At 62.6% G+C, this 22,657-nt stretch carries 19 protein-coding genes; 15 read left to right on the forward strand and 4 right to left on the reverse strand.

Annotated features, from left to right (window positions below; genetic code table 11):
• Position 1: 1 nt before the first annotated feature.
• The 3 genes from rpsI (at position 2) to HWX48_RS03565 (ending at position 4,221) form a co-directional block, all read left to right on the forward strand.
• Positions 2-493 (forward strand): 30S ribosomal protein S9, encoded by a 492-nt coding sequence (gene rpsI, locus HWX48_RS03555; RefSeq protein WP_175954698.1) that lies wholly within the window; start codon positions 2-4, stop codon positions 491-493.
• Between the two features lie 218 nt (positions 494-711).
• Complete coding sequence (glmM, locus tag HWX48_RS03560) at positions 712-2,064, forward strand: phosphoglucosamine mutase (protein WP_175954700.1); 1,353 nt, start codon at positions 712-714, stop codon at positions 2,062-2,064.
• 132 nt (positions 2,065-2,196) lie between these two features.
• Complete coding sequence (locus HWX48_RS03565; protein WP_217701580.1) at positions 2,197-4,221, forward strand: BCCT family transporter; 2,025 nt, start codon at positions 2,197-2,199, stop codon at positions 4,219-4,221.
• Between the two features lie 101 nt (positions 4,222-4,322).
• Here HWX48_RS03565 and coaA read toward each other — a convergent pair whose 3' ends face one another.
• Positions 4,323-5,294, reverse strand: a complete 972-nt coding sequence (coaA, locus tag HWX48_RS03570) for a type I pantothenate kinase (RefSeq protein ID WP_175954703.1) — start codon at positions 5,292-5,294, stop codon at positions 4,323-4,325.
• A 110-nt stretch (positions 5,295-5,404) separates the two neighbouring features.
• Here coaA and HWX48_RS03575 point away from each other — a divergent pair, with 110 nt between their 5' ends.
• The 9 genes from HWX48_RS03575 to HWX48_RS03620 all read left to right on the forward strand — a co-directional run bounded on the left by HWX48_RS03575 (position 5,405) and on the right by HWX48_RS03620 (position 15,485).
• A complete protein-coding gene (locus tag HWX48_RS03575; protein WP_175954705.1) occupies positions 5,405-6,298 on the forward strand; it encodes a GRP family sugar transporter in 894 nt (297 codons plus the stop codon).
• Positions 6,299-6,367: 69 nt separating this feature from the next.
• Positions 6,368-8,281 (forward strand): glutamine--fructose-6-phosphate transaminase (isomerizing), encoded by a 1,914-nt coding sequence (gene glmS, locus HWX48_RS03580; protein WP_175954706.1) that lies wholly within the window; start codon positions 6,368-6,370, stop codon positions 8,279-8,281.
• A 75-nt stretch (positions 8,282-8,356) separates the two neighbouring features.
• On the forward strand, positions 8,357-9,847 hold the full coding sequence (alr, locus tag HWX48_RS03590; protein WP_254872958.1) for an alanine racemase: 1,491 nt from the start codon (positions 8,357-8,359) through the stop codon (positions 9,845-9,847).
• A 65-nt stretch (positions 9,848-9,912) separates the two neighbouring features.
• Complete coding sequence (tsaE, locus tag HWX48_RS03595) at positions 9,913-10,443, forward strand: tRNA (adenosine(37)-N6)-threonylcarbamoyltransferase complex ATPase subunit type 1 TsaE (RefSeq protein WP_175954708.1); 531 nt, start codon at positions 9,913-9,915, stop codon at positions 10,441-10,443.
• Positions 10,444-10,561: 118 nt separating this feature from the next.
• Positions 10,562-11,257: a tRNA (adenosine(37)-N6)-threonylcarbamoyltransferase complex dimerization subunit type 1 TsaB gene (tsaB, locus tag HWX48_RS03600; protein WP_175954710.1), complete on the forward strand. Its 696-nt coding sequence runs from the start codon at positions 10,562-10,564 to the stop codon at positions 11,255-11,257.
• Complete coding sequence (rimI, locus tag HWX48_RS03605) at positions 11,257-11,823, forward strand: ribosomal protein S18-alanine N-acetyltransferase (RefSeq protein WP_175954712.1); 567 nt, start codon at positions 11,257-11,259, stop codon at positions 11,821-11,823. Before tsaB ends, rimI begins: the two co-directional genes overlap by 1 nt.
• 225 nt (positions 11,824-12,048) lie before the next feature.
• Positions 12,049-12,753: a succinate dehydrogenase cytochrome b subunit gene (locus HWX48_RS03610; protein WP_175954714.1), complete on the forward strand. Its 705-nt coding sequence runs from the start codon at positions 12,049-12,051 to the stop codon at positions 12,751-12,753.
• Between the two features lie 15 nt (positions 12,754-12,768).
• A complete protein-coding gene (locus HWX48_RS03615) occupies positions 12,769-14,745 on the forward strand; it encodes a fumarate reductase/succinate dehydrogenase flavoprotein subunit (protein ID WP_175954716.1) in 1,977 nt (658 codons plus the stop codon).
• Positions 14,742-15,485: a succinate dehydrogenase/fumarate reductase iron-sulfur subunit gene (locus tag HWX48_RS03620; RefSeq protein ID WP_175954717.1), complete on the forward strand. Its 744-nt coding sequence runs from the start codon at positions 14,742-14,744 to the stop codon at positions 15,483-15,485. Before HWX48_RS03615 ends, HWX48_RS03620 begins: the two co-directional genes overlap by 4 nt.
• A gap of 821 nt (positions 15,486-16,306) precedes the next feature.
• Here HWX48_RS03620 and HWX48_RS03625 read toward each other — a convergent pair.
• On the reverse strand, positions 16,307-17,404 hold the full coding sequence (locus HWX48_RS03625) for a hypothetical protein (protein WP_175954719.1): 1,098 nt from the start codon (positions 17,402-17,404) through the stop codon (positions 16,307-16,309).
• Between the two features lie 391 nt (positions 17,405-17,795).
• Between HWX48_RS03625 and tsaD the strand changes: the two genes are divergently transcribed.
• Entirely contained in the window at positions 17,796-18,872 is a 1,077-nt protein-coding gene (gene tsaD, locus HWX48_RS03630; protein ID WP_175954721.1) for a tRNA (adenosine(37)-N6)-threonylcarbamoyltransferase complex transferase subunit TsaD, read from the forward strand.
• A gap of 141 nt (positions 18,873-19,013) precedes the next feature.
• Here the strand turns inward: tsaD and HWX48_RS03635 are convergent, their stop codons facing one another.
• Positions 19,014-20,267 (reverse strand): class I SAM-dependent methyltransferase, encoded by a 1,254-nt coding sequence (locus tag HWX48_RS03635; RefSeq protein ID WP_254872942.1) that lies wholly within the window; start codon positions 20,265-20,267, stop codon positions 19,014-19,016.
• A gap of 230 nt (positions 20,268-20,497) precedes the next feature.
• Between HWX48_RS03635 and groES the strand changes: the two genes are divergently transcribed.
• Positions 20,498-20,794, forward strand: coding sequence for a co-chaperone GroES (gene groES / locus HWX48_RS03640; protein ID WP_175954723.1), 297 nt, complete (start codon positions 20,498-20,500; stop codon positions 20,792-20,794).
• Positions 20,795-21,062: 268 nt separating this feature from the next.
• Here the strand turns inward: groES and HWX48_RS03645 are convergent, their stop codons facing one another.
• Positions 21,063-21,356, reverse strand: coding sequence for a WhiB family transcriptional regulator (locus HWX48_RS03645; RefSeq protein ID WP_175954726.1), 294 nt, complete (start codon positions 21,354-21,356; stop codon positions 21,063-21,065).
• Between the two features lie 340 nt (positions 21,357-21,696).
• On the opposite strand from HWX48_RS03645, the gene HWX48_RS03650 reads away from it, so the two are divergent.
• Complete coding sequence (locus tag HWX48_RS03650) at positions 21,697-22,629, forward strand: MerR family transcriptional regulator (RefSeq protein ID WP_175954728.1); 933 nt, start codon at positions 21,697-21,699, stop codon at positions 22,627-22,629.
• Positions 22,630-22,657 lie beyond the last annotated feature (28 nt).

Below are 22,657 nucleotides of genomic sequence, written 5' to 3' on the forward strand. Positions count from 1 at the left end.
TGTGGCTGACACCACCGAGCTCGTCGAGCTGGATGAGGAAACCACCCCTAGCTCGTACACCACTGAAACCGAGTCAGCTCCCGCTGGCGCCGGTCAGTCCATCACCGCCCCCGGCGCCGGCCTCGGCCGCCGCAAGGAGGCTGTTGCCCGCGTCCGCCTGGTTCCTGGCACCGGCCAGTGGACCATTAACGGCCGCACCCTGGAGGACTACTTCCCCAACAAGCTGCACCAGCAGCTGGTGAAGTCCCCCTTCGTTCTGCTTGATCTCGACGGCCGTTTCGACGTCATCGCCCGTATCAACGGCGGCGGCATCTCCGGCCAGGCTGGCGCCCTCCGTCTGGGTATCGCCCGCGCTCTCAACGAGATCGACCGTGAGGCTAACCGTCCTGCTCTGAAGAAGGCAGGCTTCCTCACCCGCGACGCCCGCGCCATTGAGCGTAAGAAGGCAGGCCTCAAGAAGGCCCGCAAGGCGCCGCAATACTCCAAGCGCTGATCTGTCATCCGCCTTGTGGTGGAGCACAGAACAACACCCCGCTGGGCGACCCCAGCGGGGTGTTGTGCATCTTCAGAGCAGCAGCGGAATGTGCCTCGTCATGCGGGGTTAATGCGCGCCCCCATCCCTACCCCGTAAAATCACTGTGGATATACCGCTGCAGACACACTCATCCACCCGCGCCACCCCACCGTGGCGCGCAGAAAGGGGAAACGCCCATGTCACGCATCTTCGGCACCGACGGTGTGCGCGGCCTGGCCAATAAGGACATCACCGCTGGCCTTGCTCTCCAACTCGGCGAAGCCGCAGCCCGACTCATTGGCGGCGGACCGGGCCCCGACGGGCAAAAGCCTAAGGCCGTCATCGGCCGTGACACGCGCATCTCGGGTGAGTTCCTTGACCACGCCCTCGCCGCTGGCCTTGCCTCGGCGGGCATGGATGTGGTGCGTATCGGCGTCGTCTCCACCCCCACGGTCGCCCACATCACCGCCACCGCCCCCGATGTGGATCTGGGCGTGATGATCTCCGCCTCCCACAATCCCATGCCTGACAATGGCATTAAGTTCTTTGCCCACGGCGGCTATAAGCTGGCCGACTCCGTCGAGGACCAGATTCAAGCCCTCATTGGTACCGAGTGGGATCGCCCGATTGGCGCCAACGTTGGCGAAGTCGGCTACGACGACGATTGGGCAGAAAAGTCGTACATCGATCACCTGGTGAAGGCCACGAATTGCGACCTGCGGGGTCTGCGTATCGCCGTGGATTGCGCTAATGGTGGCGCCTCTATGCTTGGTCCCGAAGCTCTGCGTGAAGCCGGTGCAGACGTTGTTGTCATCAACGCCTCTCCCGATGGTCGCAATATCAATGCGAAGGCAGGCTCCACCCATCCTGAACAACTCCAGGCTGTCACTGCGGCTTCTGAGGCTGACTTCGGTGTTGCCTACGACGGTGATGCTGACCGTTGTTTGGCTGTCGATCGTAATGGCAACCTTATTGACGGTGACAAGATTATGGGCGCATTGGCTGTTCATATGCGTGATGCGGGCACCCTTGCCGACAACACTCTGGTTGTCACCGTCATGTCGAACCTGGGGTTGCTCCTCGCGATGCAGGAGGCCGGTATTGAGACCGTTCAGACTGGCGTGGGCGATCGCTACGTTCTCGAAGCCATGCTCGCTGGTGGCTATAACCTTGGTGGTGAGCAGTCCGGCCACATCATTGCCTCCGATCATGCGACAACCGGTGACGGCGTCCTGACCTCGCTCATGCTTGCCCGCATGGTTAAGCAAACGGGTCGTGACCTGGCTGACCTGACCTCTTTCGTCAAGCGTCTGCCGCAGACCTTGGTGAATGTCTCGGGTGTGGATCGTGCGCGCTGTGCGACGGATGAGGGCTTGGCTGAGGCCGTGCGCGCCGCTGAAGCCCGCTTGGGTGATTCGGGTCGCGTGCTCCTGCGCCCTTCGGGTACAGAGCCCTTGGTGCGCGTCATGGTGGAGGCTGCGACGCAGGAGACGGCTGATGAGGTTGCTGCTCACCTGTCCTACGTGGTTCGGGAGCGTTTGGCGCTCTGAAGGAACGCCCTGTTGCGTGTATGAGTGTGCCCTTAACCCCTCGTGGTTAAGGGCCCACCAACATGTGCTCGGGTTGCGATGGGGTGATATGCCGATAGGGTGGAGGTAAAGAAATGTCAATGAAAGGCAGTCGTGACTTTACCCCGCGAAGAGAACAGCACGCCCTGCGAACACCGCGAGCCCACCACTGAGGCTCCCCCAAGCGGCTCCCTGCCCCGCATCGAAGTCGTCTCCGCCGACACCACACCCACCCCCGAAGAACTCGCCGCCCAACACAGCGCAGAAGCGCCCAACGCCCTCGACGCCATCAGCGCCACGACCCCTGACGCTGGCCTCGTCGAACAGAACGTGCCCGAGCACAACCTCCATTTCGGCCCCGAAATCACCCTGCCTGAAGACCCCGCCAGCGTTGCCAGGGTCGTCGCAGAACTCGAAGCCGCCCACTCCGACGCGGCCCTCGTCACCGAACACGAGGCAGCCATGGCCACCATCGCCGCCGCCGACGATGAGGTTGGAACCGTATCCTGGCGGGTCATGCTTCCAGCGCTCCTCATCGCCGTGGCCCTCATTGCCCCCGCGATCCTCGTCCCCGACGCCATGAAGGACGTTGTCAACGCCATTAGCCTGGGTCTCATTCACTCCCTGGGCTGGTACTACTCGCTCATTGTCGTCGGCTTCGTCATCTACGTCATCGTCATTGCCACCTCCCGCTACGGGGACATCACCCTGGGCGCCGACGATGACGAGCCAGCCTACTCGCGCGCCTCCTGGTTCGCCATGCTCTTCGCCGCAGGCATGGGTATCGGTCTGGTCTTCTTCGGCGTATCCGAACCCCTCAGCCACTACGTCTCGCCGCCGCCGGGCACTAGCGCAGGCACGCAAGCCCAACTCGCCCAGAACGCGATGGACACCACCTTCTTGCACTGGGGGCTGTCCGCCTGGGCGATCTACACGGTTGTGGGCCTGTCTGTGGCCTACATGTCCCACCGCAAGGGCCGCTCCGTGTCGATCCGCTGGGTCCTTGAACCCCTTCTGGGGGATCGCGTGCGCGGCTGGGTGGGGGACCTCATCGATATTGCCGCCGTTCTTGGCACCCTTTTTGGTGTGGCTGCATCCCTGGGGTTTGGTGCCGTCCAATTCACCGCAGGCATGGAATACCTTGGTGTGCTCACCTCCACGCCCGTCGTTCTCCTCCTGGTCGTCATTGGCGTGACCTCCCTGGCGGCCCTGTCGGTCGCATCAGGCTTGGACAAGGGCATTAAGATTCTCTCGAACTCGAACCTCATCTTGGGCATCATCCTGCTCCTAGCCGTGCTCCTCTTGGGGCAGCCGCTTTTCGTTCTCCGAGAGTTCGTTCAATCCCTCGGTCAGTACATCCAACAGTTCATCCCCCTGTCCTTCCGCACGATGCCTTTCCTGGGCGAGGAGGGTCAAGCGTGGCTGAGCTCGTGGACCGTGTACTACTGGGGCTGGTGGATGAGCTGGTCGCCCTTCGTTGGCATCTTCATCGCCCGCATTTCCCGTGGCCGCACCATCCGTGAATTCATTGTGGGTGTCCTGGCCGTGCCCACCCTGGTGACCTTCCTGTGGTTCTCCGTCATGGGCGGCACCGCCCTGTGGCAGCAGATGAACGGCGTGGATCTAACGGCCAATGAAGGGTGGAGCACCACCGCCCTTTTCACCATGCTTGAGCAGCTCCCCGGCGGGCCGGTCCTATCGGGCCTGTTCATCCTCCTATTGGTGGTTTTCTTTGTCACAAGCGCCGACTCGGCGTCCTTCGTGCTGGGCATGCTCTCGTCCGGAGGCTCCTCCCAGCCGCCACTGGGCGTGCGCCTCGTGTGGGCCGCAATGGAGGGAACGATCGCCGCGACCCTACTGTGGGTGGGTGCCTCCACCGGTCACGCCACCGACGGTCTGACTGCCCTGCAGGTGCTTGCCGTCATGACCGCCCTGCCCTTCTCCGTGGTAATGGTTCTGTCCTGCGTGTCCATGTTCAAGGCCTTCCACGAGGAGCAGCGCCTGCGTGATGCGGCTGAACGCCAACTCGTCCGCGAGCGCGTCAACGCCATGATTGATCATGCGGTGGCCACGCCGCGTCGGCCTCGTGAATGGATGCCCAGCGTGCCGCTGTACACCGCGCCCCGTCGCCGCAAGTAGGCGGGAAGGACACGCGGCGGTGGCCTCGTCCCTGAACGGTGGGACGAGGCCACCGCCCGTGCTGTGGTGCGTGCGCGGGCCGCACCTGGGAGCGTGGGAACTTAGATCTTGCGCAGGAGGAGGGATTCGACGCGGTGGTCGGCACCCTTGGTGAAGATCATCGAGGCGCGCGGCCGGGTGGGCAGGATATTCTCGTGCAGGTTGGGCAGGTTAATGGCGTGCCAGATCATGCGGGCGGTGGCCTCAGCCTCCTCGTCGCTGAGGGAGGCGTAGGTGCGGAAGAAGGAATCCTCACGGCTGAAGGCCGTGTCGCGCAGGGCGAGGAAACGATTGACGTACCACTGTTCAATGTGGCACTCATGAGCGTCAACGTAGATGGAGAAGTCAAAGAAGTCCGACACGGCCACACCCGGTGCGCCCGGGTGAACGCGCGGAGGCTGCAAGACGTTGAGGCCCTCGACAATGAGAATGTCGGGGCGGGAGACGCGGATGCTTTCACCGGGAACAATGTCGTAGAAGAGGTGAGAGTAGACCGGCGCCTCCACGCAGTCTTGCCCGGCTTTGACGGCGGCCAGGAAGTCGATGAGTCCCTGGCGGTCGTAGGACTCGGGGAACCCCTTGCGGGCCATAATGCCGCGCTCTTCGAGCACAGCGTTGGGGAGGAGGAAACCGTCCGTGGTTACCAGGTCCACGCGCGGCGTCGTCTCCCAGCGGGACAGGAGCAGTTGAAGGAGGCGTGCCACCGTTGACTTGCCCACGGCAACGGACCCGGCAATACCAATAATGAATGGGGTGTCGGGCTCGGTGGGGGCGCCAGGGAGGGAGAGGAAGGCTTGGCGCTCGCGGATGGTGCGACGCCGACCATCGACGTAGAGCTGCAGCAGGGCCGATAGAGGCCGGTAGATGGCTTCCACTTCGCGCATGTCAATGGGGTCGCCGAAGGCTGCGATCCTGTCGACATCATCTTGGGTGAGGGGCAGGGGGGTTCTCTTGACGAGGTGGGCCCACTGGCTGCGTTCAAAGCGCGTGTAGGGGCTTGAGGGGCCTTGGAGGGTGTGCGTCGTGCTGTCCACCCGATCATTTTGTCCTATTTTGAGGGCGTTCGCGTGCAGATACGCTCACTTTTGAGCCGATGGCAGGTGGCTAGTGGCGCAAATGGAGTCTGGGCGCGTACTGTTGCCCAGTGCTTGATCTGCTCATTGCCTGCATCCCATCCCTCATGTTTGGCGTTATTTCGCCTCTCGTCATGAAAATCGGCGGGGATAACCGCCAGCAAACGACTGGCCAACTCACCGGCGGCTTCCTTTTTGCCTCCGCTGTGACGCCTTTCCTGGGCGTCACGTGGACGATGCCGGTGTTCCTTATTTCCCTTTTTTCTGGCGTGCTGTTGGGTGTGGGTATTCAGTGGCAGCTTAAGAGTTTGCGCAGTGTGGGCGTGTCGCGTGCCATGCCGATTTCGACGGGCGCGCAGCTCATTGGTATCGCCCTGGGTGGGGTCGTGCTGATGGGGGAGTGGCGTGGCCCTGGCGCCCTCCCCGTTGGTGCTTTGGCGCTGGCCCTCATCGTTGGTGGAATCTACCTGTGTTCGCGTAGCGAGGGCGCTGCCCATGCTGACGTGGATTGGAGCAGGGGAGCTCCCCAGCTTGTGGTGTCCTCTATTGGCTTGGTCACCTACGTGCTGCTGCTGCGCTGGTTCGATATTGATGGGGTGACGGCCCTATTTCCGCAGGCCCTGGGCTACTTTTTGAGTACCTTGGTGCTGACCTCTCCTCGTTTTGATCCTCAGGGCGGACCGGTGGATACCCGGTGGAGCCTGATTACTCTGCGTCAATTCCTGCCCGGCCTCATCTTCGGGGCGGCGCTGCTTATTATGCTCACCTCAAGCGCTCGAGTGGGGGTGGCGACTGGTTTTACCCTGTCGCAAATGGGTGTTGTTCTCACCACTTTTTTGGGAATCGTCTGGTTGGGCGAGACCCGTACACGCAAGGAAATGCTGTGGACGGTTTTCGGCGTCGTCGGTGTGGTTGGGGGCGCCATCTTGATCGGTGTAGCGAAAACCCTCGACACCGTTGTCTGACAAATCCGCAGGATTTTGCGCATTTCTTCAGGTGGAAGCCCTCCGCCCGCCTGTGCTGAGATAGACCGCATGTGTGGAATTGCCGGTCATATTGGACACGAAGAATCCGGGCGCTCCCAAGAGGTCGTCCTCAACGGGCTCGCACGCCTCGAATACCGCGGCTACGACTCCGCAGGCGTCGCCCTCGCCTCCCCCGGGAAGCTCGACATCATCCGTGAGGTCGGGAAACTCGCCAACCTCCGCGACGCCATCAACGAGGCCACCCCCGGCCCCGCCCTCGCTGCCATCGGACACACCCGCTGGGCCACCCATGGACGCCCATCCGTCGCCAACGCCCACCCTCACGCCACCGAGGACGGGCGCCTCGCCCTCGTCCACAACGGCATTATCGAAAACGCTGGCGCCCTGCGCGCCCGCCTGCGTCAGGAAGGCCACCACTTCTCCTCCGACACCGACACCGAGGTCGTCGTCCACCTGCTCGGACGCGCCGCAGCCGACCCGGCCATCACCCCCTGGGATGGCCCCATCGGCGCCCTCGAAGGAGAGGCCCTGGCCAACGCCCAAAAGCTCTTCGCCGCCATGCGCCACGTCGCCGCCACCCTGCACGGCACCTTCACCCTCCTGGCCGTGAGCGCCGACGCCCCCGGCGTCATCATTGCCGCCCGCCGCTCCTCTCCCCTGGTCATTGGCCTGGGAGAGGGTGAGAACTTCCTCGGCTCTGACGCCCTGGCCTTCGTGGAACACACCAGCGACGCCCTCGAAATCGGGCAGGACCACTTCGTTGCCGTCACCGCCGACTCCGTCACCGTCGTTGACGAGGACGGAGCGGAGGTCACCCCCAAGCGCTTCACCGTCGAATACTCCTCCGAACGCGCCACCAAAGACGGGTGGAGCACCTTCATGGAGAAGGAAATCCACGAACAACCCCGGGGCGTGGCTGACACCATCGCCCAACGCCTCGACGCTCACGGCATGCTCAGCCTCGACGAGGTGCGCATCCCCGAACATGTCCTGCGCAGCATCGACAAGGTCATCATTATTGGCTGCGGCACCGCCTCCTACGCCGGACAGGTCGCCCGCTATGCCATCGAACACTGGTGCCGTATCCCCGTCGAGGTCGAACTCGCCCACGAGTTCCGCTACCGCGACCCCGTCGTCACTGAAAAAACCCTCGTCGTCGCCATCTCTCAATCGGGTGAAACCATGGACACCATCATGGCGATCCGTCACGCCCGCGAACAGGGCGCGAAGGTCGTCGCCATCGTCAACACTCCCGGCTCAACGATCTCCCGTGAATCCGACGCCGTCCTCCTCACCCACGCTGGCCCGGAGATCGCCGTGGCCTCCACCAAGGCCTTCACATCGCAGGTTGCCGCCACCTTCATCCTCGGCCTGTACCTGGCCCAGGTGCGCGGCAATAAGTACGCCGATGAAATCGCTGACTACCTCGACAAGCTCGGCGAAATCCCCGGCAAGATTGCTCAGGTTCTTGAACGCGGCGACGCTGTGCGTGAGGCCGCCCGCACCATGGCTGACACCACCTCCGTCATCTACCTGGGCCGCCACGTCGGCTACCCCGTCGCCATGGAAGGCGCCCTCAAGCTCAAGGAGATCTGCTACATCCACGCAGAAGGCTTCGCCGCCGGTGAACTCAAGCACGGCCCCATCGCCCTCGTCGATGAAGGCCAGCCCGTCATCATCGTCGTCCCCACCCCACGCAGGCCCGAATTGCACGCCAAGGTGATCTCCAATATCCAAGAGGTACGCGCTCGCGGTGCCCACACCATCGTGGTCGCAGAAGATGGTGATACCGCCGTTGACCAGCATGCCGAGGTGGTTTTCCGCGTGCCAGCAGCGCCCACGCTCTACGCGCCGCTGCTGGCTGTGGTGCCCCTGCAACTCTTTGCCTGTGAGCTTGCCTCAGCCAAGGGCCTGGACGTGGACCAGCCAAGGAACCTCGCCAAATCAGTCACTGTTGAGTAATACTCGTACACGAATCAGCCGCAAGGTGGGATACTGGACAGCGTGACTGGAGAGACCAAGCTGAACGCGCAGCGCATGACAACGCCCTGCCCAGCTCAAACCTACCCTGGACGGGCAGTCATCAACCACGCCGCGATCACCCAAAACCTGCGTGTCTTGCGTCGCCTCGCACCCGCCTGCCTGCAAATGGCGATCGTCAAGGGCGACGCCTACGGGCATGGCCTCCTGCCAGTCTCCCTCACCGCTCTCGACGCAGGAGCCGACTACCTGGGGGTCGCCCAGGTGCAAGAAGCCATCTCCCTGCGTGAGGGCCTCGATTCGGCGGGGATTCCTCGCAGCCAAGCCAAGATCTTCACCTGGATTAACCACCCCGAGGACGACTGGCGCCGCGCGATCGACGCCGATCTGGAACTCTCCGTATCCTCCACGGCGGCGCTCGCCCAGATTTGCGCGACCATTCGTGCCATCCGTGAGGAGGCTGAGGCTGAGTGCGCGCGCTGGGAGGATCAACACTCCAACAGAGTGACGAACGGCAGCGCGAATGGCGCCTCTGAAGCCTACGAGGACGTCGACGCAGCCTTCACCCACGAGGGTGACGACCTCACCTACCCCGGTGAAGAAACCATTGCCGCACCTCCGCGCCACCCCCACGCCGACACCAGCACCGAAGAACTCCCTCTAGGGCTGGCCCTCAAGCGTGAAATCAAGGCCCGTATCCACATTAAGATCGACACTGGCATGTCCCGCGCCGGGGCGACCCTTGATGAGCTTCCCGCCCTTGCCTCCGCTGCGCGCATGGCCAAAGATGCCGGACTGATTACCGTCGTCGGCGCCTGGAGCCACCTTTCCCGCGCCGACGACCTCAGCCATGAGGGGCGCGAATCCACAGCCTCTCACCTGCGGTACTTTGAGGCGGGCCTGACCGTCCTGGAGGCAGTGGGCATCACCCCGCAGATCCGCCACATTGCCGCGACCTCGGGCCTACTGTGGCACCCTGACACCCACTACGACATGGTGCGCCCCGGCATTGGCCTGTACGGTCTGAGTCCCGACCCTGAGGAGGCCACCAGCGCTGACCTGGGCCTCCAGCCCGTCATGACGCTCATGGCGCCCCTGACCTCCGTGAAGATTATCGAGGCTGACGCGCCCGTCTCTTACGGGGGAACCTGGCGTGCGCCCTCACGCCGATGGGTGGGTATCGTGCCCCTGGGCTACGCCGATGGCATTATTCGCGCCGTGTCGAACAAGGCCCCCGTCTGCGTCAATGCTGCCACCCCCCTGCGCACCCAGATCGTGGGGAGGGTCTGCATGGACCAGTTCATGATTGACCTGGGGCCAGCTCCCGAATCAGCCATGACCAGCGCCCAAGCCGCAGACCAGGCGCCCGCCCTCGTCGGAGATACGGTGATCCTCTTTGGGAAACCCGACGAGAATGTGCCCTCCGCTGACGAGTGGGCGCTCGCTGCTGACACCATTAACTACGAGATCGTGTGTCGGGTGGGCGAGCGCGTGCCACGCAGCCACATCGTGCCCTCTATGAGCTGGAATAACGTCCCGGCGATCTAGTTGGCGCCCTGCCCCCTGCCGCAGTATCACAACCACCACACCCTGAATGACCAAGGGGAGTCCTTATGTTCGTGCAGATCACCTCCGTTGACCAGACCCAAGCCCTGGGCCAGGCCCTTGGGCGACTCCTTCGCGCCGGCGACCTGCTGATGCTGCGCGGAGAACTCGGCGCAGGTAAGACCACCTTCGCCCAAGGCATCGGACGAGGTATGCAGGTGCGCGGGCAGGTCTCCTCGCCGACCTTCATCGTCGCCCGCGTCCACCCCTCCCTGGTAGGTGGCCCCGACCTCATCCACGCGGACGCCTACCGCATCACCGATCTTGAGGACCTCGAAACCCTCGACCTAGATTCGACAATCGACGAGTGCGTCACCATTGTCGAGTGGGGCGAAGGCAAGACCGAAGCCATGTCCGATGCGCGCCTGGAAGTGGACGTCACCCGCGCAACCGGCGGCATGGCAGCCACCGACGGGGAGGTCATCGACCTGGAACACATGGATGACGGCAGCCGCGTCATCACCTTCCACCCCCACGGCACACGCTGGGAGGGCGTTATTGAAGCCGCCGTGGCCGAGGCAGGCTTGACTCTGGAGTGACCTGCCCCGGTGAGGAGGACCTCGCCTGCCCACGTGTTTCACGCCCACACCAGCGTGAAACGCCACAGTGCTTTGACTGCCTGAGCACGCAACCTCCACGAGGAAGTAAAATCCCCCTGTGACCATACTGTGCATTGACACCTCGCAGGCAACCGCAATCGCCCTCGTCCGCGACGGGAAAGTCCTCGCGCGCGCCCGCAATGAATCCGGCCGCCACCACGCCGAATCCATCACCCCCCTCGTGCGTGAAGCCCTCGCAGAGGCAGGCATGCCCACAACCGTCACCGAAGCTGGCCTCGATGCCGTCGCCGTCGGTACAGGCCCCGCCCCCTTCACAGGCCTACGCGCTGGCCTCGTCTCCGCCCGCGTCCTCGCCTCCGCCGCTGGCGTACCCGTCTACGGCGTCTCCAGCCTCGACGTCGTCGCACGCCAAGCCCTTGACCTCTTGTCGCAGGACAGCGAGGTCATCGCATTGACTGACGCGCGCCGCAAGGAACTCTACTGGGCGCGCTACCGCACCGAGGGTCCCGACGACGTCATCCGCCTTGAAGGCCACGAAGTCGAAAGCGCAGCCGACCTCGCCCGTGCGGTGAAAAGCAACGCCGTGCGCCTCGTCTCCTGCGCGCCCATCCCGGGCCACGCCGCAGACGCCCTCGCCGGACTTGAGCAGGGCCCCATCGCACCCCTGGATGCGGCCGTCCTCGCCCGCATTGTCACCGCCCGCCTCGCACGGGGCCTCCACGACGCCCTCGACACCGAACCCCTGTACCTGCGCCGCCCCGAAATTCACGGCCAGCCCATGGAGCGCATGTGATGACCCGCGTGCGTGGCACGCTGATTCGCCAGGCCACCTCCGACGACTTCTCTCTCATTCGCCGCCTTGAGGACCAGATCTTCCCCGAGGACCCCTGGACTGACGGCATGATTGCAGAAGAACTTGCCTCACCAGCGCGCGCCTACTTCATTGCCCAAATTCCATGTCCCATTGGCGAAGTCACCTGCGAGCGTGACAGCGACAGTGACAGCGGCAGTGACAGTGACGGCCACGACAACGACGGCCACGACAATGACGAAAGCGTCCTCGGATACGGGGGAGTGAGCCTCGGCCTCGACGCCGACATTATGACCATCGGCGTCCTCCCCAGCGCGCGCGGCGTAGGAATGGGCAGCGCCCTCGTCAACGCCCTCATTGACGCGGCCACCCAGACGGGCGCTGAACGAATCTTCCTGGAAGTACGCGAATCGAATACGGCTGCACAAAAACTGTATGAGAAGCACGGCTTCGACACTGTAGGGCGGATCCGACGCTACTTCCGCAATCCCCTCGAAGACGCCGTCACCATGGTCCGACAACGCCCCAGTGACCCAAGCGTTCACTAAGAAAACACAGTGCCAGGTAATTTGAGAAAGCCCTGTTGTTTAAATACCCCCCAGGCGAGGCAAGGACACGGGTTTTTCTGACACTCAAAGGCCCTCTGTGTGCGGCAGAAGAGGCGCGCAAAAACGGCGAGAATCCGCCAAAAAACTCGGGGTGGGAACGAAGGTCCTAGTCGGGCGGGCCGCCGGTCCCACTTTCACGGTGATATTGCCAGTTACTGTTCCCTCATGGCCACTACAAATGTCGCAACGAAGAAGCGCCGCGCGTGGACTACCAGTGTGTTCGTCAAGCAACTCATGGCAGTCTCCGGCATCGTCTTCGTCCTCTTCCTCCTGTTCCATTCCTACGGAAACCTCAAGATGTTCCTGGGTCAGGAAGCGTACGACAGCTACGCTCACTGGCTCCACCACGAAGCTCTGTACCCCATCTTCCCCCACGGTGCCTTCATCTGGGTCTTCCGCGCAGCAATGCTGCTGATGCTCGTGATCCACGTCGCCGCAGCCGCCATCACCTGGCATCGCTCCGCTCGCGCACGCCGATCCCGCTATGTGGTGAAGAAGAACGCAGCTGACGCCTACGCAGCACGCACCATGCGCGTCACCGCCGTCGTCCTGCTCGGCCTCATCCTCTTCCACATCCTCCACTTCACCACCGGCACCGTCCAGACCGGCTTCGTCCACGACAACACCCCCTACGAGCGCATGGTTCTGTCCTTCCAGAACCCCATCTGGGTCCTCGTCTACCTCGTGTTCGTCGCCGCAGCCTGCCTGCACGTTGCACACGGCTTCTGGTCCGCCTTCCAATCCCTGGGCTGGGTCCGCGCTGGCACCCGCAAGCCGCTTGAGATTCTTTCGGGCCTCATCGGCGGCCTCATCTTCGTGATGTTCATGCTCCCGCCGGTTGCCATCGTGCTCGGATTCATCACCATCTGAGGAAGGCACTGAATAATGACTGACCTGATTAAAGGCTTCTACCGCGAAGGTGAAGCCATCGCCGACACCAAGGCTGACCTGAGCCAGCCGATCTCCCAGATGTGGGAGCAGCGCAAGTTCACCGCAGCCCTCGTCAACCCCGCCAACCGTCGTAAGCTCCGCGTCATCATCGTCGGCTCCGGCCTCGCCGGTGGCGCAGCAGCCGCATCGCTGGGCGAAATGGGCTACAACGTCGACGTGTTCTTCTACCAGGACTCCGCCCGCCGCGCACACTCCATCGCCGCACAGGGTGGTATCAACGCCGCGAAGAACTACCGCAATGACAACGACTCCGTGCACCGCCTCTTCTACGACACCGTCAAGGGCGGCGACTACCGCGCACGCGAAACCAACGTCTACCGCCTCGCCGAAGTTTCCGCAGCGATCATCGACCAGTGCGTCGCCCAAGGCGTTCCCTTCGCCCGCGAATACGGCGGCCTCCTCGACAACCGCTCCTTCGGTGGCGTGCAGGTGTCCCGCACCTTCTACGCCCGCGGCCAGACAGGCCAGCAGCTCCTCATCGGCGCCTACCAGGCCATGGAACGCCAGGTCGCAGCAGGCACCGTCAAGGAATACCCCCGCCACGAAATGGTCGAACTGATCGTTTCCGACGGTCGCGCCCGCGGCATCGTCGCCCGCGACATGTCCACCGGCAAGCTGGAAACCTTCGTCGCTGACGCCGTCGTCCTCGCATCGGGCGGCTACGGCAACGTCTTCTTCCTCTCCACCAACGCCATGGGCTGCAACGCCACCGCCGTGTGGCGTGCACACCGCAAGGGCGCCTACTTCGGCAACCCCTGCTTCACGCAGATCCACCCCACCTGCATCCCGCAGCACGGTGATCAGCAGTCCAAGCTCACCCTCATGTCCGAGTCCCTCCGTAACGACGGCCGCATCTGGGTGCCTAAGAAGGCCGCAGACTGCGAAAAGGACCCCCGCGACATTCCCGAAGAGGACCGCGACTACTACCTGGAGCGCATCTACCCCGCCTTCGGTAACCTCGTCCCCCGTGACATCGCCTCCCGCCAGGCAAAGAACATGTGCGATGAGGGCCGTGGCGTCGGCCCCAAGATTGACGGCGTAGCACGCGGCGTCTACCTGGACTTCTCCGACGCCATCAACCGCATGGGCATGGCAGCCGTCTCCGCAAAGTACGGCAACCTCTTCGACATGTACGAGCGCATCACGGGCGACAACCCCTACGAGACTCCGATGCGTATCTACCCCGCCGTCCACTACACCATGGGTGGCCTGTGGGTCGACTACGACCTCGAGTCCAACCTGCCCGGCCTCTACGTCACCGGCGAAGCCAACTTCTCCGACCACGGCGCCAACCGCCTGGGTGCCTCCGCACTCATGCAGGGCCTGTCGGACGGCTACTTCGTCCTGCCCAACACCATCAACGACTACCTGGCACACGCCTTCAACCTGCCCAAGCTGGATGAAACCTCGCCAGACGTCGTTGCCGCCCTCGAAGAAGCACAGTCGCGCATCGACCGCCTGATGGCCGTCAACGGCACCCGCTCCGTGGACTCCTTCCACAAGGAACTGGGCAACATCATGTGGGAATACTGCGGCATGGAACGTACCGAGGAAGGCCTGACCAAGGCCATCGGCATGATCCGCAAGCTGCGCGAGGAATTCTGGCAGAACGTCCGAGTCCCCGGTAAGTCCATTGGCGAGCTCAACCAGTCCCTCGAGAAGGCCGGCCGCGTGGCCGACTTCATGGAACTGGGCGAACTCATGTGCATTGACGCCCTCCACCGCGAGGAATCCTGCGGCGGCCACTTCCGCGCCGAATCGCAGACACCCGAAGGTGAAGCACTGCGTCATGATGACAAGTTCCTCTACGTCGCAGCCTGGGAGTGGACCGGCGAAGGCCAGCCCCCCATCCTGCACAAGGAAGATCTCGTCTACAACAACATCGAGCTGAAGCAGCGGAGCTACAAGTGAACCTGACACTGAAGATCTGGCGTCAGTCCGGCCCTGAGGCCGAAGGCGCCATGCACGAATACCAGATCCGCGGCATTTCCGAGGAATCCTCCTTCCTTGAGATGCTCGACGTACTGAACGAAGAGCTGTTCGCCCGCGGTGAAGAACCCATCGCATTCGACTCAGACTGCCGCGAAGGCATCTGTGGTCAATGTGGCATCGTCATCGACGGTATCGCCCACGGCCCGGAGGTCACCACGACCTGCCAGCTGCACATGCGTACCTTCAACGACGGTGACACCATCACCATCGAGCCCTGGCGAGCAACCGCCTTCCCGGTCATCAAGGACCTGGTTGTCAACCGCTCCGCCCTCGACCGCATCATCCAGGCAGGCGGCTACATCTCGGTCAACACCGGTGCAGCCCCCGACGCCCACGCAACCCCCGTCCCCAAGCAGGACGCGGATCGAGCCTTCGAAGCAGCCGCCTGCATCGGCTGTGGCGCTTGCGTGGCAGCCTGCCCGAATGCTTCGGCCATGCTCTTCACCTCTGCGAAGGTCACTCACCTTCAACTGCTGCCCCAGGGCAAGCCGGAGAACTACCGCCGCGTCGTCAACATGCTCAACCAGCATGATGAAGAAGGCTTCGGTACCTGCACCAACATTGGTGAATGTGCAGCCGTGTGCCCCAAGGAGATCCCCCTCGACGTGATCTCCACCCTCAACCGCCAGCTCGGCATGGCCGCCCTCAAGGGCGTCTGATCCAGCTGATCGCCGTCTGAGTCACCTGCCCGCTTGAGGCAGAGGCCCCGAGGAACGCGCGCGTTCCTCGGGGCCATCGTTCTGCCCGCGCATAGAGGCCGTGATCTTTCCTGAATGCCGCGCGGTGTCAGTGTCATGAGTTCTGCCCGGGCATAGAGGCCGTGATTGTGGGGCTCTCCAGGGTGTCGGAGAACATGCGTGATTCTCGCAGTTGGGGTTTGAAGTGTCCCTGAGCTGTCTTTGCTCCGGTCCGACCTGGCCTGGGTCCGTCTTGAAATGTCCTTGGTCTGTCCTTGATATGGCATGACCTGGCCACGATCTGTCCTGACCTATCGTGATCTATCTGCGGGGCGTCCCGAACTGTCCTCGACCCGTCCTGAATCTCTCCACGGCGGCTCTGAACCTTGACTTTTGTGACGGTTGTTGCGTTGTGGAGCATTTGTTGCCTTGTGGAGCAGGTGTAGTGGTCACGCAAGACAACAACTGTCACCTAACTTCCTTCAGGTCTTTGGCAGGCGCCGCTGGTAAGCGCCTCTGGCTGGGCTGGCTGCTTTCTCCGTTTGAAGTGTCCTGGGTTGTGGTTCGGGGGAGGGGATGAGTGTCTTTACGGCGGCTCTGAACCTTGACTTTTGTGACGGTTGTTGCGTTGTGGAGCATTTGTTGCCTTGTGGGGCAGGTGTAGTGGTCACGCAAGACAACAACTGTCACCTAACTTCCTTCAGGTCTTTGGCAGGCGCCTCTGGCAGGCGCCTCTGCCTGGGCTGGCTGTTCTCGTAGCATGGTCTGGAGTGTCTGTCAGTGCCAGCGCGCAGCGTAGGCGGCTAGCTCAGTGACATCCATGAATCTTGTAGAGCAATAGGGATGAGCCGGTTCCGCGGGAAGAGATGAGGCGCCTGCTCACTGAGGAATCTCCGTAAGAGTCGAGGATCGCCCAGGGCAAGCGCAGCGGGTACGTAAATGATCCGCCAGCCCTGACCAGACACATCCGTGCCTCGCATGAGGAGCTCACGGGCCCTCACTCTTTGCTCAGTTTCTGTTGGGCCTAGCTTGCTCTCGCCTTCGATTTCAATGGCGACGTGTGCAGCAAGCTGAGCAAAGTCAAGGTAGTAAAAACGTTGCTGTGTTCGCCCCTGAAGGCTGTCGCCCGAAACGCTGCCAACCTGATACTGGAGATCCCAAGCATCAGCGCTAAAGGCATGGAGGGCCCACAGGAAACTTCCCTCAGCAGGGGATTCACATGCGGGATTCATCAACTCGAGGAGGCGGCGGCCTCGTGCGCGACGATAGCTCACGGGCGAATCCTCCATGAAGGTGAGCAGTTCCTGTCCGACTTTCTGCGCCCGTTCGAGGGAGGCAACATCCCCTCGTCGGAACTGGGTTTCTTGACGCAGCAAAGCGGAACCCACGGCGATTGCCTCGCGTGAGGGCATGAAACGCGCAGAATCGACCAAGGTTGCACGCCTTGAGGTCAGTGGCAACCCTGCAAATTCCCACATCTCGGTACTCACGGGTGTTCCACAGTGGCGCTGAATGCTCACAGCGGGAGCCAAGCGCTGTGGACTGAGGCGCACTGCAGGCATGCGAACACGACGGCGCGACCCGCCATCAGCTATCTGAATATGAACATCAGGATTGCCCTGAAGGATCCCAACCCCGTGGAGAATCGCAGCAGAGGTTCGGGCAAAAACGCCACCATTGAGCAAGCGTTGGCTCGTGAGGATGCGGGCAATATTCACCACCTCTTGGCGTTGCCACAGGTAGTCGAAAGAGTCAAGGAATTCGAGGGGCAGCCAGAAACCGCGAAAGATTTTGGCGTACTCATGAGAGGAAATACGAGTGCGCAAGGAGGGATAGAGGTCGCGTTCGGCGTGAATGAGTGCCGCAGCAGTGGATTCAACCATTTCAGAGGTGATAGCCATGCTCGTTTCCTTTTTTCATGTGAAACTGTCTCACTTCGATGGTGTCGAATTCACAGGCGCTCAGCAAACGATCGCGTCAAGCTGTGGATAACTTTCCGTTGGACGTGGAAATGCCAGTGTTGGCATCGTTACGTGACAGTTGTTGCGTGGCGGAGCATTTGTTGCCTTGTGGAGCAGGCGTAGTGGTCACGCAAGACAACAACTGTCACCTAACTGGGAGGGCGAGGGGAACACGGCAGATGCGAGGGGAACACGGCCAGAATATGAGCGCTTGAATCCAGCTGAGGCTCAGCGATCGTTCCAGAGAGGCACCCACTCAGGCAGGAACTGCCGCACCAGCGTGAGCGACGCTACCGTCAGCACCCCACTAACCGCGGGCTAGAATAAGCGGGTGAGTGAGTCGACAACACCCCAAGAACCCCTGATCCTCGGCATCGAATCCACCTGCGACGAAACCGGCGTCGCCCTCGTGCGCGGGTGTGAACTACTGGCGGACCGCACCGCCACGTCGATGGATGAATACGCCCGCTATGGCGGTATCATCCCCGAGATCGCCTCTCGCGCTCACCTTGAATCCTTCCTCCCCACTTTGCACGCTGCTCTTGACGAGGCCGGAGTGACGCTTGACGAGGTCGACGCCGTGGCCGTCGCAGCGGGACCGGGTTTGGTTGGCTCACTCACCGTGGGTATTTGCGCAGCTAAAGCCCTGGCCACTGCGATTGGTAAGCCTCTCTACGGCGTCAATCACGTCATTGGGCACCTCGCCGTCGATAAGCTCGCTGATGGGCCGCTGCCGGAGCGCTTCATTGGCTTGGTTGTCTCCGGGGGGCATTCGAATCTGCTGCTGGTCAATGACATTGCCACTGACGTGCGTGAACTGGGCGGCACGCTTGATGATGCTGCGGGTGAGGCCTTCGATAAGGTTGGGCGCCTGCTGGATCTGCCCTACCCGGGTGGGCCGCACGTTGACCGACTCTCTCAGCAGGGGGACCGTGATGCGATTCGCTTCCCCCGAGGTCTGGCCGCAGGTAAAGACAAGGAACGTCATAAGTATGACTTCTCTTTCTCCGGCCTGAAAACTGCCGTCGCCCGCTACATTGAGGGTGCCCGCGAACGCGGAGAAGCCATTCATCCAGAGAATATCTGTGCGGGCTTTTCTGAGGCGATCAATGATTCTCTGACGGCGAAGGCCGTGCGCGCAGCCCTCGATCACGGCTGTGACACCATTGTGGTGGGCGGTGGTTTCTCCGCGAATTCTCGCCTGCGCGCCCTGCTGGCCGAGCGTGCCGATGCCGCTGGCCTGACTGTACGCATGCCTCCGCTGCGTTTTTGCACCGATAATGGTGCTCAGATTGCTGCCATGGGCACGGAGCTTGTGCGCGCTGGTGTGGAGCCCTCTGATTGGGATTTCTCGCCCGATTCAGGCATGCCGCTGACGCAGACGTCGATGCTTCCTGCAGGCCGCTGAGCTGAGTGTGACCTGAACGGGGTTGCTTGGCCTGTATTTCCTGCGGGCTGTTGTTCCGTGCAGGTCCGGAGGGCTGCGTGCAGCTCGTGTCGGCTCGCCACGCGCCTGAAAGTGCGCCTTTTAACGGGCGGCCCCTAGTTTTTAGTCGCGCACGCGCCGGGCAATAATCGCCCGATGCCGCCCCGCAATACGCGTGGCGATCACTGTGGCCTCCTGAGAACCGGAGAGCTTCAACGCTGAACGCAGAGCCGCAGGATCCAGGTCAGCGCCGCGCTTTTTCACCTCGACTTGCCCCACGTCCATTGCCCGCAGTGCGGCGGTGATGGCTTTGGGACGGAGGGCAACGACCTCGCACACCTCAAAGCGTGCTGCAAAGGGAGTGGAGGGCAGAGTGTCGCCGCTGAGGTAGGCGATCTTGTCGGAGATCAGGTGCGCGCCGAGTTCTTCGGCGAGGGCGCGCACGGTGCCTGAGCGAATGACTGCGGGGTCGGGCTCGGCGATCATTGCCCCGAGGGCGCCGGTGGGTGCCTGGGGGACGGGGGCGGTGGCCTCGTGAATCTGGGGGTCGGTGAGGACGTGCGTCGTTTCGCCGCGAAGGACGAGGGCGGAGCGGCCAGCTCCTTCGGGCGCGAGGGCGGGGGTCCACAGGGCGGCTTCGACGAGGTTCCCGTCGACGCTGGCCCACTGTGCGTGGCAGTCAGCGGGCAGGTCGGTGTGGTCAATGCCGGGGGCGAGTTTGATGCCGATGCGTTCGTAGGATGCGCGCCAGGAGAGGACGGTTGGGAGAGAGGGGGACCATTGCTCGGGGGAGAGGATGCGGGCTGAGCCTTTTGCAGCACCGGTGCGTCGGGCGGGGTCGGCGAAGATGGCGTCGACGCCCTGCGCGGCCAGGCCGGGTACGTCCATGATGGTGACGTCAGCTTCGATGACCGTGGCATCCGGTGGTGTGGGGAGGGTGGCGGCCACAGCTTGAAGGTTCCAGCGGGCTGCGGCGGCCGCGTCGGGATCAATATCGACGGCGAGGACATTGAGGCCGGCGAGGAGGAAGGTGAGGGAGTCGCCGCCGTTCCCGCAGCCCAGATCAGCGATGGTGTGCGCCCCTGACGCGGCGAAACGCTGCGCGTGGGCGGTGGCGACGGCAAGGCGTGTGGCTTGCTCAATGCCGTCGCGGGTGAAGAGGAGGCGTCGGGCTAGGGGGCCGAGTTTTGCTTCGGCGCGGTCGCGGAGTTCGCATTGGGTGATGACGGCGGCTGCGACCTCGGCAGATGCGCCTTGGGTGCGCAGTGCGGCATTGAGTTCGAAGGCGCTCATCGAGTGGCGCTCAGGGTTGGTGTCCCATTCGGCCAGTAGTTCTGCGCCGGGGCTGTCGAGGACGAGGGCGATGGGGGAGGTCACGTTCCCATGGTAGTTGGTGGGTGCGTGAGGTGGGCAAAGTGTGGGATAGGGGCGGTGTTGGGGAGGGTGAGGGCGGCCCGCGCTTTTGGCACTCAGGTTGTCAGAGTGCCAATAGGGTTCTAAGCTGGATGTGATCGGCTGCGCCTGACCGCCAGCCTCCCCCGCAGAACTGACCCCCGCGACGGCAGTAATGCAGGGCCAATGTGTGAATGAAGAAAGGTAGTGGCGAAGTGTCCATCACTATCAAGCCTCTCGAAGACCGTATTGTCATCAAGCAGGTGGAAGCTGAGCGCACCACCGCCTCTGGCCTGGTGATCCCTGATACCGCCAAGGAAAAGCCCCAGGAGGGCGAGGTTCTTGCTGTGGGCCCCGGCCGCGTTGATGACAACGGTCAGCGTATCCCTATGGATGTCAAGGTTGGCGATGTCGTGATCTACAGCCGTTACGGTGGCACCGAGGTCAAGTACGCAGGCGAGGAATACCAGATCCTCTCGGCCCGCGACGTCCTGGCTGTCGTTGAGCGCTGAACACTCTGACCTGATCTGCGAGCCTGCCGGAATGGTTGTGCTTGAACAGATCTTCTGAGAGCCTCCAGTGCCGCCCTCGTGTGAACGAGGGCGGCACTGTTGTGTTGCGGGGGTGGTGTTGGCTGAGGCCCCTGTGGCGGTGTGGAGTGAGGAATACTTCGCTAGAGCCTGGCCTTTTCTTGTTTAGCCCTGTTGTTGCATAGCAAAAGAGCCTCTCCGGCGGAGAGGCTCTTTGTGGGGCTGTGTGTCCGGCGCTGCGCGCTGTGTATCAGGCGCTGCGCTTGGTGCGGCGTGCCTGGATGTATTCGCGACGTTCTTCTTCGGTCATTCCACCCCAGATGCCGTAGGGCTCTTGGGTGGAGAGTGCGTGCTGTCGGCACTGCTCAAGGACCGGGCAGGTGGCGCAGATGGCCTTGGCGGCGGCTGCGCGGCGGCGGCGAGTGGAGCCTCGTTCGCCTTCGGGGTGGAAGAACTGCTCGGTGTCGACCTCGCGGCATGCCCCCTGATACTGCCACTCCCATGCGTCGATCATTGGACCGGGCAAGCGTGAAACATCGGTCATGGGGTCCCTTCCTTTCGCGGTCGGGGTAGGGGAGGGGCTCCTCCCGTTTTGAACACATGTAACACTACAGAGTTGCGCATGCCTTGTTCAAGTAGCAGAGAAAAACTTATGGCGATTTCTCAGAACAATCCACAAGTCTGAGAGTTTCCTGAGAAAGAAATTTGCTTCCTGAGTGTTCGCTGATGAACAATGTATGCGCAAGTTCGAGATTTCCTTTTTCATTCCGGTGGCACGAGAGCTTCAAAAGGGCCACAATCGAAGATGAAAGAAAAATGAACCCGCTGCAGCGGCCCCAGCAGACACCGCAGCACACACCACAACACTGAAGGGAGGAAGCGGAATGCCTCGTGCAACACTCACCACAATCACTGCTGCCGACTCCGTTGAAGCCCCCCTCAGCGTCGCAGCCGTCGCCGTCAAACTCGGTGTCTCCGCCTCCACACTGCGCACATGGGAGCGCCGTTACGGCATGGGCCCAACCAGCCGCCGCTCAGGCGCACACCGCCGATACACCCCCGAGGACGTCGCCCTCCTCAAACGTATGGTCGAGATGATCCGCTCGGGCGTAGCAGCCTCCGAAGCAGCCAAACGCTTGCTCAACGCGATGCCAGGAGCGATCGCCTACGACCACACAAACCCCCCGGCCGTCGAAGATATTCTCCGCTGCGCATCCTCAGGTGAACTCACCGCCCTCGAGAACCTTCTTGGAATTGCCATCGCCGCCAACGGCCTCGTCCATACCTGGGCGGACCTCCTCGAGCCGGCACTGGATAGGATCTACTCCTCCGAAGACGGGCAAAAGCCCGGCTATGCCCCCTCAGCCATGCTGACTGTGGCGGTGTTGCGCGTGCTGGCACAGCTCTCCCACCAATGCGACGACACATCCATGACCTACCAGCCAGCCGTCATCGTCGCCGACCATGATGTTATGCTGGCAGCTCACGTGACAGGGGTCGCCCTCGAATGGAACGGGATCCCCACGTCTATCCTCGACACAGGCCAACACGCCGGGCAGGAAGCTCAAGAACGCCTCCGCGCCCACCTCAACGCCAAGAAGCCCCACAGCGTCATCATGATGGGACGCGGCGCCCGCTGCGAAACACTCATTGAGAGCAGCCTTGACGGATTTGAGTTCAATATCATCCTCGTCAGCGCTGAAGCTCCCCGCATCCTTGACCCCCGGATCCAACGAGTCCGCTCGTTGGCAGCCTGCGTTGAAGAAATGCTCGCACTCTCCCGCGAGGAAGGGCCCTGCCCCGACCTCGTCAACTAGCGCAGCTCCAGAGTCCTGCGGTGCCAGC

The organism is Schaalia sp. Marseille-Q2122 (assembly GCF_903645355.1).
GTDB lineage: Bacteria > Actinomycetota > Actinomycetes > Actinomycetales > Actinomycetaceae > Pauljensenia.